The 13,181-nt window shown below is 61.7% G+C and carries 14 protein-coding genes; 12 read left to right on the top strand and 2 right to left on the bottom strand.

Annotated elements, in window-relative coordinates:
- Positions 1–81 precede the first annotated feature (81 nt).
- The 12 genes from rpsA (at position 82) to SDENCHOL_RS09075 (ending at position 10,785) form a co-directional block, all read left to right on the top strand.
- A complete protein-coding gene (rpsA, locus tag SDENCHOL_RS09130) occupies positions 82–1,761 on the top strand; it encodes a 30S ribosomal protein S1 (protein ID WP_154717427.1) in 1,680 nt (559 codons plus the stop codon).
- Between the two features lie 38 nt (positions 1,762–1,799).
- A complete protein-coding gene (locus tag SDENCHOL_RS09125; protein WP_154716948.1) occupies positions 1,800–2,105 on the top strand; it encodes an integration host factor subunit beta in 306 nt (101 codons plus the stop codon).
- A 32-nt stretch (positions 2,106–2,137) separates the two neighbouring features.
- Entirely contained in the window at positions 2,138–2,458 is a 321-nt protein-coding gene (locus SDENCHOL_RS09120; protein WP_154716947.1) for a LapA family protein, read from the top strand.
- A gap of 22 nt (positions 2,459–2,480) precedes the next feature.
- Complete coding sequence (gene lapB / locus SDENCHOL_RS09115; RefSeq protein WP_154716946.1) at positions 2,481–3,692, top strand: lipopolysaccharide assembly protein LapB; 1,212 nt, start codon at positions 2,481–2,483, stop codon at positions 3,690–3,692.
- A gap of 185 nt (positions 3,693–3,877) precedes the next feature.
- Entirely contained in the window at positions 3,878–4,810 is a 933-nt protein-coding gene (rfaE1, locus tag SDENCHOL_RS09110) for a D-glycero-beta-D-manno-heptose-7-phosphate kinase (RefSeq protein WP_154716945.1), read from the top strand.
- Between the two features lie 7 nt (positions 4,811–4,817).
- Positions 4,818–5,807 carry an ADP-glyceromanno-heptose 6-epimerase gene (gene rfaD / locus SDENCHOL_RS09105; protein WP_154717426.1) on the top strand — a complete coding sequence of 330 codons (990 nt, stop codon included), beginning with the start codon at positions 4,818–4,820 and terminating at the stop codon, positions 5,805–5,807.
- Between the two features lie 29 nt (positions 5,808–5,836).
- Entirely contained in the window at positions 5,837–6,211 is a 375-nt protein-coding gene (locus SDENCHOL_RS14635) for a ComEA family DNA-binding protein (protein WP_154716944.1), read from the top strand.
- Between the two features lie 72 nt (positions 6,212–6,283).
- The gene (cysM, locus tag SDENCHOL_RS09095) at positions 6,284–7,183 is read left to right on the top strand and encodes a cysteine synthase CysM (protein WP_154716943.1); all 900 of its coding nucleotides are present in this window, start codon (positions 6,284–6,286) and stop codon (positions 7,181–7,183) included.
- Between the two features lie 116 nt (positions 7,184–7,299).
- A complete protein-coding gene (locus tag SDENCHOL_RS09090; protein ID WP_154716942.1) occupies positions 7,300–9,282 on the top strand; it encodes a hypothetical protein in 1,983 nt (660 codons plus the stop codon).
- A 29-nt stretch (positions 9,283–9,311) separates the two neighbouring features.
- On the top strand, positions 9,312–9,560 hold the full coding sequence (locus tag SDENCHOL_RS09085; RefSeq protein WP_231912956.1) for a hypothetical protein: 249 nt from the start codon (positions 9,312–9,314) through the stop codon (positions 9,558–9,560).
- Positions 9,561–9,577: 17 nt separating this feature from the next.
- Entirely contained in the window at positions 9,578–10,006 is a 429-nt protein-coding gene (locus SDENCHOL_RS09080) for a YdbL family protein (protein WP_154717424.1), read from the top strand.
- Positions 10,003–10,785, top strand: coding sequence for a 3'-5' exonuclease (locus tag SDENCHOL_RS09075; protein ID WP_154716941.1), 783 nt, complete (start codon positions 10,003–10,005; stop codon positions 10,783–10,785). Before SDENCHOL_RS09080 ends, SDENCHOL_RS09075 begins: the two co-directional genes overlap by 4 nt.
- Positions 10,786–10,798: 13 nt before the next feature.
- Here the strand turns inward: SDENCHOL_RS09075 and SDENCHOL_RS09070 are convergent, their stop codons facing one another.
- Both SDENCHOL_RS09070 and pabB read right to left on the bottom strand, forming a co-directional pair.
- Positions 10,799–11,170 (bottom strand): hypothetical protein, encoded by a 372-nt coding sequence (locus SDENCHOL_RS09070; protein ID WP_154716940.1) that lies wholly within the window; start codon positions 11,168–11,170, stop codon positions 10,799–10,801.
- A 49-nt stretch (positions 11,171–11,219) separates the two neighbouring features.
- On the bottom strand, positions 11,220–13,073 hold the full coding sequence (gene pabB / locus SDENCHOL_RS09065) for an aminodeoxychorismate synthase component I (protein ID WP_154716939.1): 1,854 nt from the start codon (positions 13,071–13,073) through the stop codon (positions 11,220–11,222).
- Positions 13,074–13,181: the final 108 nt, after the last annotated feature.

Here is a 13,181-nt window from a genome sequence, read left to right as displayed (position 1 = left end):
GGATGCGTTTTGCGTTGCGATTTTAATTCTTCAGGTCAAATCATCATGTCCCTTGCAGCTTCCACCCCATCACCCGCCGGCATGGAAAGTTTTGCCGCGCTGTTCGCCGAAAGCCTCGAGCGCCAGGAAATGCGCGCCGGCGAAGTCATTACCGCCGAAGTCGTGCGCGTTGATCACAACCACGTCGTGGTCAATGCCGGCCTCAAGTCCGAAAGTTTCATTCCCCTCGACGAGTTCAAGAACGAACGCGGCGAGATCGAAGCCAAGCCGGGCGACTACGTCAGCGTCGCCATCGAAATGCTCGAAGACGGCTATGGCGAAACCCGCCTCTCGCGCGAAAAGGCCAAGCGCATCGCCGCCTGGAACGATCTCGACAAGGCGATGAACGAAGGTACCCTGGTCAAGGGCCTGATCACCGGCAAGGTGAAGGGCGGCCTGACCGTCATGGTCAACGGCATCCGCGCCTTCCTGCCCGGCTCGCTGGTCGATATCCGTCCGGTTAAGGACACCACGCCTTTCGAAGGCAAGGAATTCGAATTCAAGGTCATCAAGCTCGACCGCAAGCGCAACAACGTCGTCATGTCGCGCCGCGCCGTGATGGAGGCCAACCTTGGCGAAGAGCGCCAGTCGCTGCTGGAAAACCTCAAGGAAGGTTCCGTCGTCAAGGGCATCGTCAAGAACATCACCGATTACGGCGCGTTCGTCGATCTCGGCGGCATCGACGGTCTGCTGCACATCACCGATCTGGCCTGGCGCCGCGTGCGTCATCCGTCCGAAGTGCTGTCGGTCGGCGATGAAGTCGAAGCCAAGATCCTCAAGTTCGACCAGGAGAAGAACCGCGTCTCCCTGGGCATGAAGCAGCTCGGCGACGATCCGTGGATCGGTATCTCGCGCCGCTATCCGTCCGGCACCCGCCTGTTCGGCAAGGTCACCAACCTGACCGACTACGGTGCCTTCGTCGAAGTCGAGCAGGGCATCGAAGGCCTGGTGCACGTCTCGGAAATGGACTGGACCAACAAGAACATCCATCCGTCCAAGGTCGTCCAGCTCGGCGACGAGGTTGAAGTCATGATCCTCGAAATCGACGAGGAGCGCCGCCGCATCTCGCTGGGCATGAAGCAGTGCCAGTCGAATCCGTGGGACGACTTCGCCATGAATCACAAGAAGGGCGACAAGGTGAGGGGCGCGATCAAGTCGATCACCGATTTCGGTATCTTCATCGGTCTGCCCGGCGGCATTGACGGCCTGGTGCATCTGTCCGACCTGTCCTGGTCGACCACGGGCGAGGAAGCCAAGCAGAACTTCAAGAAGGGCGACGAAATCGAGGCGCTGGTGCTCTCCATCGACGTCGAGAAGGAGCGTATCTCGCTGGGCATCAAGCAGATGGAAGGCGATCCGTTCACTAGCTTCGTGGCCATGCACGACAAGAACAGCATCGTCAAGGGCAGCGTCAAGACGGTGGATCAGCGTGGTGCGGTAATCGATCTGGGTGGCGACATCGAAGGTTATCTGCGCGCTTCGGAAGCTTCGCGCGACCGTGTCGAAGACCTGCGCACCTTGTTCAAGGAAGGTGACAGCGTCGAGGCCATGATCATCAATGTCGATCGCAAGACGCGCGGCATCAGTCTTTCGATCAAGGCACGCGATCAGGCCGAGCAGAACGATGCGATGCAGAAGCTGGCTTCCGAGAGCGGTTCCGCCTCGACGGGCACGACCAGCCTGGGCGCCTTGCTCAAGGCGAAGCTGAACGCCTCGCAATAACCCATCTGATCCTGACCCGTTGAGACATTGAGTTGCATATGACAAAGTCCGAGTTGATCGACCGGCTGGCTGCACGTTTTCCCCAGTTGGTCGCCAAGGACGCGGACCTTGCCGTGAAGATGATCCTCGATGCGATGACCGAAGCGCTGGCGCGCGGTGATCGCATCGAGATTCGCGGTTTCGGCAGTTTCGCGCTCAACTACCGGCCACCGCGTATCGGCCGCAATCCCAAGTCCGGCGAAAAGGTGAGCGTGCCCGAAAAGCACGTGCCCCATTTCAAGGCTGGCAAGGAATTGCGGGAACGCGTCGATCAGGTGATCGGCAGTGGTGGGGAGCCGGGCTGATCTCGACAATATCAATATCCATGTGAGCGGCGATGCGCATCCTGGTCTGGTCATTACGCATCATCATCTTCATCGTGCTGTTTGGCCTTGCCATCAAGAACAGCGGGCCGGTGGAGTTGCGCCTCTATTTCGACAATGCCTGGCAGGTGGCGCTGTCCCTGGTCATACTCGGCAGTTTCATCGCTGGTACGGTGGTCGGCATCACGGCCGGCTTGGCAACCATGATCCGGCAACGCCGTGAAATCAGCCGGTTGCAGGATCAACTGCATGTTCACGAAATCAGCCAGGCTCATGCTCTGCGTGTTGCCGCGGGCAACCACAATCCACCCGCCGATGCGCCCTCAACCCGTTAACGTCCGTTGAGCACTCACTGAGATGCCTGGCGGATTCGAGATTCAGCTTTGGTGGCTGCTGGCCCTGCCACTGTTTTTTGTGTTCGGCTGGGTGGCCGCGCGCATAGACATCAAGCATCTGGTGCGTGAATCGCGCACCCTGCCGCGTTCCTATTTCAAGGGTCTGAACTTCCTGCTCAACGAGCAGCCGGACAAGGCCATCGAGGCTTTCATCGAAGCGGCCAAGATCGATCCGGAAACCATAGAGTTGCATTTCGCTCTCGGCAATCTGTTTCGCCGCCGTGGCGAGGTGGATCGCGCCATCCGCGTGCATCAGAACCTGATCGAGCGCAGCAACGATGTGGAAGGCCAATTGGGCCAGCTATCCGATGAACAGCGTCTGCACGCCTTGTCGGAATTGGGGCAGGACTATCTCAAGGCGGGCCTGCTCGATCATGCCGAAGATATTTTCGTCAAATTGCGCGGCACGCAGCGCGATGAGGAAGCCCTGCGTTTTTTGCTCGAAATCTATCAGCAGGGAAAAGACTGGCCGCGCTCGATCGAGATCGCCCGCAGTCTGCCGGAACATGCCGGTCATCTGTGGCAGAAGGAGATCGCCAATTTCCATTGCGAACTGGCTGCCTCGGCTTTGTTGCACGGCCAACTGGTCGAAGCTCACCATCATCTCGATGCCGCGCTTGCCGTGAATCGCAAGTGCGTGCGCGCCACGCTGCTGCAAGGCGAAGTCGCACTGGCAGAGAATGACACGGCTGCCGCCATTGAATTCTGGAAACGCATCGAGCAGCAAAGTCCGGTGTATCTGTCGCTGGTGGCGCCCAAGCTGCTCGAAGCCTTCCGCAAGGAAGGACGTGAGGAAGCCGGCATGCGCTTGCTGCGCGGCTGGTTTGCCGAGCACCCGTCGCTGGATCTGCTGGATACGGTGTATCACTCCGAGTTTCAGTCGGCAGGCCCCGAGGCGGCCTATCGGCTGGTGCGTGACGAGCTGCGGCGCAATCCGACCCTGCTGGGACTCGACAAATTCTACGAAGCGCAAACGCAGATCGCTCCGCAGGAACAGCGGGCCGACCTGGAGCTGGTCAAGAACCTGATCCACACGCATACCCGCCGCGTCGCCCGCTATCGTTGCGACAGTTGCGGCTTCAAGGCGCGCCAGTTCTATTGGCGTTGCCCGGCCTGCGGCGGCTGGGAAACCTATCTGCCGAAACGCACGGAAGAATTCGATCTGCAACCGTAATGCGGCAGTGGCGGGCAATGCTCGCGATTGGCCATTGGTTTGCCGTCGTTCGTCTTTGCCCGCGTGTGCAATACCGGCCTGGAGCCCGCTAGAATTCCCGGTTTGCGTCCTCACCCTCATCCCAATTTCGGGTTCCGTCGGGCATGCCTTGCCGCGGGATTCGTCTACCTGACCATGGACAAGCCATGAACATGATTCCAGATACATCCAGGGCGCGTGTACTCGTCGTCGGCGACATGATGCTGGACCGCTACTGGTTCGGCGAGGTGAGCCGGATTTCTCCGGAAGCGCCGGTACCCGTGGTGAAAGTCGAGCGTCTAGAAGAGCGCCTTGGCGGTGCGGCCAACGTGGCGCGCAATATCGCCGCGCTTGGCGCGCAGGCGACCTTGCTTTCCGTCGTTGGCACGGATGAAGCCGGGCGCAGCCTGGAAAGATTGCTTGCCGCCGAGAAGATCGATGCCCGTCTGCATGAAGATCCGGCATTGGCGACGACGGTGAAATTGCGCGTCGTCGGTCGCCAGCAGCAACTGCTGCGCATCGATTTCGAGACCTGGCCGACGCACGAAGTCCTGCGCGAGAAACTGGCGGAATTCGCCGCGCGCCTGCCGCACTGCGATGTGGTGGTGCTGTCGGACTACGGCAAGGGCGGCCTGACGCACATTACCGAAATGATCCGCATGGCACGCAGCGCCGGCAAGCCGGTGCTGGTCGATCCCAAGGGCGACGACTACGAGCGTTATGCCGGTGCCACGCTGCTGACGCCGAACCGCAGCGAATTGCGCCAGGTCACGGGACGCTGGATCGATGATGCCGAGCTGGCCGAAAAGGCGCAAAAGTTGCGGACCAGACTGGCACTGGATGCCTTGCTGGTCACGCGCTCGGAAGAGGGAATGTCGCTGTTTCAGGCGGATGGCATGAAGCACGAGGCGGCCATCGCCCGCGAGGTGTTCGATGTCAGCGGTGCCGGCGACACCGTGATTGCCACCCTGGCCGTCATGCTTGCCAGCGGTCTGGATCTGGCGGCGGCCATGTCGCTGGCCAACCGCGCGGCGGGAGTCGTCGTCGGCAAGCTCGGTACGGCGGTTGCCACACTTGATGAACTCAAAGGAGCTTGTTAATATGTCAATGTATTATATCGTCACGGGCGCGGCAGGTTTCATCGGCGCGAACCTGGTCAAGGGGCTGAATGATCGTGGCATCAACAATATCATTGCAGTCGATAATCTGAAGAATTCCGGAAAATTCCGCAATCTCGTCGATTGTGAAATTGCCGACTATCTCGACAAGCAGGAGTTTCTCGAATTGCTCGAACAGGGACAGTTTGATGGCTGCGTCGAAGCCGTGCTGCACGAAGGCGCCTGCTCCGATACCATGGAGAGCGACGGGCGCTACATGATGCAGAACAACTATCGCTATTCGGCAAGCCTGCTCGACTTCTGCCTCGATCAGGAAGTGGATTTTCTGTATGCCTCGTCGGCTTCGGTGTACGGCGGCGGCAGCGAATTTCGCGAGTCGCGCGAATGCGAGGCGCCGCTCAATGTGTACGCCTATTCCAAGTTTCTGTTCGATCAGCGGGTGCGCCGCTGCCTGCCGGGGGCAAGCTCGCCGGTGAGCGGTTTCCGCTATTTCAACGTCTATGGCCCGCGCGAACAGCACAAGGGGCGCATGGCCTCGGTGGCTTTCCACTTCACCAATCAGTACCGCGCCGAAGGCAAGGTGCGGCTGTTCGAGGGCTGCGATGGACGCGGCAATGGCGAGCAGTTGCGCGACTTCGTTGCCGTCGAGGATGTGGTCAAGGTGAAACTGCATTTTCTGGACCATCCCCGTCCGGGCATCTTCAACCTGGGCAGCGGCCGGGCGCAATCCTTCAACGACGTTGCCGTCGCCACCGTCAATGCCTGCCGGACCGCAGCAGGGCAGGCCGCGCTGTCGCTGAACGAATTGCAGGCGCAGGGCATCATCGAATACATCGCCTTTCCCGAAGCCCTGAAGGGCAAATATCAGAGCTTTACCCAGGCAGACCTCTCCTTGCTGCGTGCAGCGGGCTACCAGGGCGAATTCGCCACGGTGGAGGAGGGGGTTGCCAGGTATGTCGGGCAGTTGCTGCAAACCTGAGTTTTTCAACCACGAAAGGAGTGCGTATCATGAAAAAGCTGTTCTATGTTCTGTTTGCCTGGCTGGTTGCTGTTCAGTGTGCCTTTGCTGCTGTTAATATCAACACTGCGACGCTTGAAGAGTTGGAACAGTTGCCGGGTGTCGGACCGGCCAAAGCCCAGGCCATCATCGACGATCGCACTCAAAACGGGAAGTTCAAGAATGCCGAGGACCTCAAGCGGGTGAAAGGCATCGGTGACGGCATCTTCGACAAGCTGAAGAGCGAAATTACCGTCACGGGGGCGACGACCGGCGTGAGCGCGGCAGCCGGAGCGTCAAAAGCCAGGACGGACAAAAAGGTGGACGGCAAGGCCGATAAAAAAGCCGAAAAGAAAGCTGAGAAGCAGAACAAGAAACCAGATTGACGTAACACCGATACTGAATACCGCGCATCGCCGAAGCCGTAGCCAGGCTTCGGCGATGCGCCAGGGGAAGACATCATTGAAACGCTGGAAAAATTCGTCGGTAATACGCCGCTGGTGCGTCTCAAGCGCATTCCGGGCGCCGACAACGAAAAACGCAACAATGTGATCCTGGCCAAGCTGGAGGGAAACAATCCGGCAGGTTCGGTCAAGGATCGGCCGGCGCTGTCGATGATTCTCGGTGCCGAGGCGCGCGGCGAAATCAAGCCGGGAGACACACTGATCGAAGCCACCAGCGGCAATACCGGCATCGCTCTGGCGATGGCGGCCGCCATGCGTGGCTATCATCTGATCCTGGTGATGCCGGAAAATCAGAGTGTCGAACGCCGCCAGACCATGCGCGCGTTCGGTGCCGAGCTGGTGTTGACTGCCAGGACGGGCGGCATGGAAGCCGCGCGCGATTTTGCCGACAAGCTGCGCAGCGAAGGGCGCGGCATCATCCTCGATCAGTTCTCCAATCCCGACAATCCGCTGGCGCATTACCGCAGCACCGGCCCGGAAATCTGGCAGGGCACGCAGGGACGCATCACCCATTTCGTCAGCAGCATGGGCACCACGGGCACCATCATGGGCGTTTCGCGCTATCTCAAGGAGCGGAATCCGGCGGTGCAGATCGTCGGCTGCCAGCCCGAGGACGGGGCGCAGATTCCCGGTATCCGCAAGTGGCCCGAAGCCTATCTGCCGAAAATCTTTGAGCCGGGCCGCATCGATGTGACCGAATCGGTTGGCCAGGCAGCCGCCGAGGATTACACGCGTCGCCTGGCCCGCGAAGAAGGTATCTTTTGCGGCATTTCGTCGGGTGGCGCGCTTGCCGTCGCGATGCGCGTGGCATCGCGCGTCGAAAATGCCGTCATCGTCACCATCGTCTGCGACCGTGGTGATCGCTATTTGTCGACAGGCGTGTTTCCAGCCTGAGTGCTTGGGTTCGCGCGCCGGTCGGCAGGACGAACCCAGGCTCCGGAGCCGGAGCCGAATCAGGATGAGCCGTGTGATTTCTGGCATTTCTGCGGCATCCGCTCGACAATGACGACATGTTCCGCATCTTCCGCACCGTCCTTTTTTGCCTGTTGCTGACGTTTGTCCTGCCTGCGCAGGCGCAGCAGCTCGAAGTTGCGCTCGATGCCGTCGATCATCCGGCTTTTTCGGCGCGACGCGTCACCCTGCGTCTGGCTCCCTCCGGCGCGGCGGATTTGGAAGTCGGCGCCTTGCAACTGGGTGAGCGCAAACTCGAAGCCTTGCGTCTGCATTGCGCCAGTTTCGTCTGGTCGAGCGCACAAGCCAGTTGCCGGCGTGGCGAGTTACGGATTGCGCAAGCTGCCGCCGCCAGGACTTTGCCCGTGGAGTTCACTTGGCATACCGCCAGCAAACGCCTGGAGCTGCAGCTGCAACAAGGTGAGCTGGGCAGTCTGGCGCAGTTGCTGCCCGAACTGGCAGCTTGGCATCCGGCGGGCCGCTTCACGCTGCAGGCGCGCCTCGATGCCAGCCGCGCCGAGATGCGCGTCGCGCTGCATGATGCGGCATTTGCCGATACTGCTGGCCTGCATGCGGGCGACAAGATCACTGCGAATCTCGAGTTGACCGCCGAGCGGCGTAAAAATGCCTGGCAGTGGCAGACCCGGCTCGACTGGCCACAGGGCGAGCTGTATGTCGCGCCGCTGTATCGCGCCGGCGCGATGCGTCTTGCGGCAACGGGAAGCTACGCGCCGCAGTCCTGGCAGGTGGAACAGGCCACGTTGAGGCTGGACGACATTGGCCAGCTTGCAGGTTCCATGCACTGGCAGCCGGCAGACGGCAAGCGGCCGGGCCGGCTGCTTGCCGCCGAACTGAATACCGACAGCCTCGATCTGGCGACCCTGATTCCGCAGTTCGTGCAACCCTTCATCGACGCCCGTGCCGGCATGCAACTGGCGGTCGAAGGGCGAGGGCAGATCAGTGCGGCATTCGATGCCAAAGGACTCAGCCGTGCCGACATCACGCTTGCCGCAGCGAAAATCGAGGCGGGCAAACATGCCATCCAGGGGCTGGAGGCGCGGATCCCATGGCGGCGCGATGTGGCAACCCAGGGGCATTTCCGGGTGGCCGGCGGCAACTTCGGCGCGCTGCCGCTGGGCGCCTTCGATGCCGCGCTGGCCATGCGCGGCTATGAATTCGACGTGCCGAACATTGCCATTCCGCTGCTGGATGGCCGGCTGCTGTTCGAAAACTTTCATGCCGCGCGTCATGGTGATGATGAGGGTGCCTGGCAATGGCGCCTCGGCGCAGCACTGGAGCCGGTTTCGATGCCGTTGCTGACCCAGGCACTGGGCTGGCCGAAGATGTCGGGCGTACTGTCGGCCGCGATTCCGCAGGTCAGCTATGCCAACGGAACCATGCTGCTTGACGGCCAATTGATCGTAACCGTATTCGATGGCTATCTGGCGGTCGACGGCCTCAGACTGATCGATCCGTTCGGCAGGCTGCCACGCCTCCAGGCGAATATCGAGGCTCGCCATCTGGACCTGGAAATGCTGACCGAAACCTTTTCCTTCGGCAGCATCACCGGCTATATCGATGCCGATGTAAAGGGGCTGGAAATGGCCGGCATGCGCCCGCTGGCATTCAATGCGAGCATCCTCAGCACGCCGGGAGACTATCGCAAGCGCATCAGTCAGCGTGCGGTGCAGAATATTTCCTCGCTGGGCGGCGCCGGCGCGGCAGCGGCGATCCAGCGCAGTTTTCTGCAGATTTTCGAGACGTTCGGTTACGACAGCATTGGGCTGCGCTGCCGCTTGATCGGCGGCGTTTGCTGGATGGCGGGCATTGATGCGCCCCCGCGCCGGATCGATCGCCTGGCAAGGCGCCTGAGCGATCCGGGAGGCGATGGCAGTTTGCCAAGCCAGGGCTACGAGCTGGTCAGGGGAGGCGGCATTCCGGCGCTGAATGTCATCGGCTACAATCGCCGGGTCGATTGGGAGGAGCTGGTGAATCGCCTGAAGGGCGTGATCGCCGGCAACCACCAGATCGAAGTTCGCTAGAAATTCACTGGATTCTGCATGGGGTCTGTATGAAAGCAAATAACGCAATTTCCGTCACCAAGCCGTTGACGCTGACGCTGGCTGCCGCACCAGCATTGTTGCTGGCAGCCTGCGTCACCATCAACATCTATTTTCCAGCCGCGGCAGCCGAGAAGATGGCCGACAAAATCATCGATGAAGTCTGGCAGGCGCAGAAGGAAGGCGCGAGCAAGCCGCAGGCAGCTCCCGTCGCGCCGGCCAAGGCCGACAACCCCAACGTTTCCGGAGAGGAAAAATGATGAATACCCATGGCATCATGAAACTGGCCCGTCATGGCTTGCTGCTGGCGGCATTGGCGCTTCCCGCGCTGTCTGCCGGGCCTGCCCTGGCGCAAGCCAATCTCGAAGCGAATACGCCGGCAATTACCCAGTTGAAGGGCAGCATGCACGCTCGTTACGCTCAGTTGGAGCCTCATCTGGCCAGCGGCGCGGTGGGCTTGACCCGCGATGGCGCGATGCAAGTGCGCGATGCCAATGCCGTGCCGCTGGCCCAGCGCCAGGCCGTAAATGGTCTGGTGGCGGCCGAGAATGCCGATCGCAGCGCGCTGTATCGCGAGATCGCCCGCGCCAACGGCAAGCCGGAGTGGGAAGCGGAAATCCGCGCCACCTTTGCCCAGCGCTGGATCGACAAGGCGCCGGGCGGCTGGTGGGTGCAGGACGCCGGCGGCAACTGGACGCGCAAATGAGTGCGACGCTGGTCTTCGACATCGAAACCATTCCCGACGTCGCGGGCCTGCGCGTATTGCACGAGCTGGATGCCGCGCTGTCGGATGCCGAGGTGGCTGAACTGGCTTTCCAGAAGCAGCGGGCGAAGAACGGTAGCGACTTTCTGCCGCACTATTTGCAGCGAGTCGTCGTCATTTCGTATGTGCTGCGCGATGGCGACAAGTTTCTGGTGCGTTCCCTGGCCGAGCCTGAATCGAACGAGGCCGCGATCATCCAGCGTTTCTACGACGGCATCGAAAAGTTCACCCCCCAACTGGTCTCCTGGAATGGCGGCGGATTCGATCTGCCGGTGCTGCATTATCGCGGCCTGATCCACGATGTCGTGGCGCCGCGCTACTGGGACATGGGCGAGGGCGACTATCGCGATTCGCGCGACTTCAAGTGGAACAACTACATCGGGCGTTACCACATGCGCCACCTCGATCTGATGGACCTGCTGGCGATGTATCAGCCGCGTGCCGCCGCGCCGCTGGACAAGCTCGCCAAGCTGATGAATCTACCCGGCAAGCAGGTCATGGCCGGCGATGCGGTCTGGGACGAATGGCAGGCCGGGCGCATCGACGATATCCGCGATTATTGCGAGACGGATGTGGTGAATACCTATCTGGTGTATCTGCGCTTCCAGAAAATGCGCGGCGCCATCACGCCGACCGAGCATGCCGATGAAGTCGCCTTCGTCCGCGCGCAACTGGCTGCGCTGGATAAACCGCACTGGCGAGCCTTTCTGGCCGAAGGCTGAGTACTTTCTGCCGTCAGTCGTCCCAGAGCGAAGCCTGGACAGGCGGTGTCGACAGTACAGCCGTTGGTTGAGTCGCCTTGATGGGTTTGTTCGCGGGTGCCTTGATCCGAACCTTGGGTTTCTCTGCCTTGGCTTTCTCTTTCTCCGCGGCAGGTTGCTCTTGCGTTGCCTTGGCCTTGTCGGCGCCAAGGATCAGACGCTCCAGCATCACCTTCTGCGTCAAGCCATGGCGCGAGGCCAGTTCATTCAAATACCGTACCGCGGCGGCGGCTACCCAGGTATTGATGCGCTGCTCGCCGGCTTCCTTGGCGCGGCGTTCGCGATAGGCTTTTTGCCGCTCGGCGGCAGTCTTGGCGGGCGGTTTCATGATGGCCGGTGTCGTCATGATGCGGCGGGTAATTCTAACAGGTGACCGTGTAACGCAGTTTCGGCTGTCAGCTTGTCGGCCCGATTTCGCGGCTGGGCTCGACGGCGATTTCACCGCGCAGGCTGTTGATGAAGAGGATGCGTTCGGCGTTTGCCAGGTCGTCGAGTGTCAATACCCGCTCCTGCAGCTGTCCCGTTGCCAGCAGTTCGGCACGCAGGACGCCGCCGAGCAGGCCGCTGTCCTGCGGCGGGGTATAGCGTTGGCTGGCAATTTCGACGACCAGATTGCCGCGGGTGAATTCCGTCAGTTCGCCTTGTTCATTGTGCAGCAGCACGTCGAAAATTTCCGGCTGCCGCGTCCTGGCGGTGTCGAGCGCCTGTTCGTAGGCATTGCGGCGCGTCGTTTTGTGGTGCAGCCACCAGGCATCGCGCGGCACGGGTAGCGCGGCCAGCGCAAAGCGTGGCCGGTTCGGCGTTGCGGGCAGAGGGCTGCAGGTGCAGTCGATGCTGCCGTCGGCTGTCAGCTCCAGCCGTACCCGCCAGATGCCCTGCGGCTGCCGGGTTGCCAGTTCGGCGAGCTGCGCCCGGCAGGCGACGAGATTGCAGGGATAGCCGAAGTAGGCCGCCGAATCGTTCAAGCGCGCGAAATGGCGTTCAAGCAACCAGTAGCGGCCATTTTCCAGGCGCAGTGTTTCGAAGAGCGCGAAGTTCCGCTCCGGCGCGCGTTCATCGGCGACATCGAGAAAACGTGCCTTGAGCAAGGCTTCGGCATATTCGTCGGCGGCGGTCGAGTCCCAGGTGATGCCGCCGCCCGTACCGTAGCAGGCCGTATTGCCGATGAGGGTCAGGGTACGGATGGCGACGCTGAATTGGGCGTCGCCGCCAGGCTGAAGCAGGCCGATGGCGCCGCAATACACGCCGCGTGCCTCGGTTTCCAGGCCGGCAATCAGTTCCATGGCCTTGGCTTTCGGCGCGCCGGTCACCGAACCGCAGGGAAACAGCGCCGTGAAAATTTCCTCGAGCGTCGTGCCGGGGCGTGCCGTGGCCTGGATGGTGGAGGTCATCTGCCACAGCGTCGGATGCGGCTCCACGGCGAACAACTTGCTGACCGCCACGCTGTGCGGCAGGGCGATGCGCGACAGATCGTTGCGCAGCAGGTCGACGATCATCAGATTCTCGGCGCGATTCTTTTCCGAGTCGCGCAGCCAGTCGGCCAGTTGCCGGTCCTCTGCCGCCCAGCGGCCGCGCCGCGCCGTGCCTTTCATCGGGCGCGTGGTGAGGCGATCGCCATCGCGGCGAAAGAACAGTTCGGGCGAAGCCGACAGTATGTGTCGCGCCTGGCCCAGGTCGAGACAGGCGTGATAGGCATCCGGCTGGGCGCGGCGCAAACGGGCGAACCAGGGCAGCGGATCGCCGCTGAATGAAGCGCTCAGGCGCAGGGTGTAGTTGATCTGGTAGGCATCGCCCTCATGGATGTGCCGGCGCAACCGGGCGATGTCCTCGGCAAAGCGCGTGGCGTCGATGCTTGATTGCCACGGGCCATGTTCATGGGCTTGCCCGTCGCCGGCGAGCCTGGCCTCGATTTCGCTTGTCTCGGTGAGCGCGAGGGGCCGGTCGAATACGGCAAACCAGGCCAGTGGCAGAGGCCGGGATTGCGCGGCCGCGTCGGCAGTACCGGGCGATGCTGGCACGCGCAAGGCCGAATCGAATGCCGGCGCGGCATCGTAAGCCACATAGCCCGCCACCCAGGCGCCGGCCTGGGCGTGGGCCTCGGCGGCACGCAGTACGGCGCCGACATCCGCGAGGCGCTCGGCGCAGAGCACGGTTTGCGGCGCGCGGAAGGCGAGCAACCGGCGCGGCTGGCCGGAATCTGGCTCTGGCTCCGGCTTCGGCGGAAAATCGAACAACAGCAGCGGCGACATCGTATGGCTTGGCTGGATGCAGGTGAGAAATGCGCGATGGCCGGTAATTCTAGCTGCACCGCTTGCCGCGCAGTTTGACTAAAACCTTCGATAGCATCGAGAATGCGC

This window comes from Sterolibacterium denitrificans, from assembly GCF_900174485.1.
Classification (GTDB): Bacteria; Pseudomonadota; Gammaproteobacteria; order Burkholderiales; family Rhodocyclaceae; genus Sterolibacterium; species Sterolibacterium denitrificans.
The sequence above is the reverse complement of the archived record's forward strand: the minus strand, read 5'-3'. Positions and strand labels throughout refer to the sequence as shown.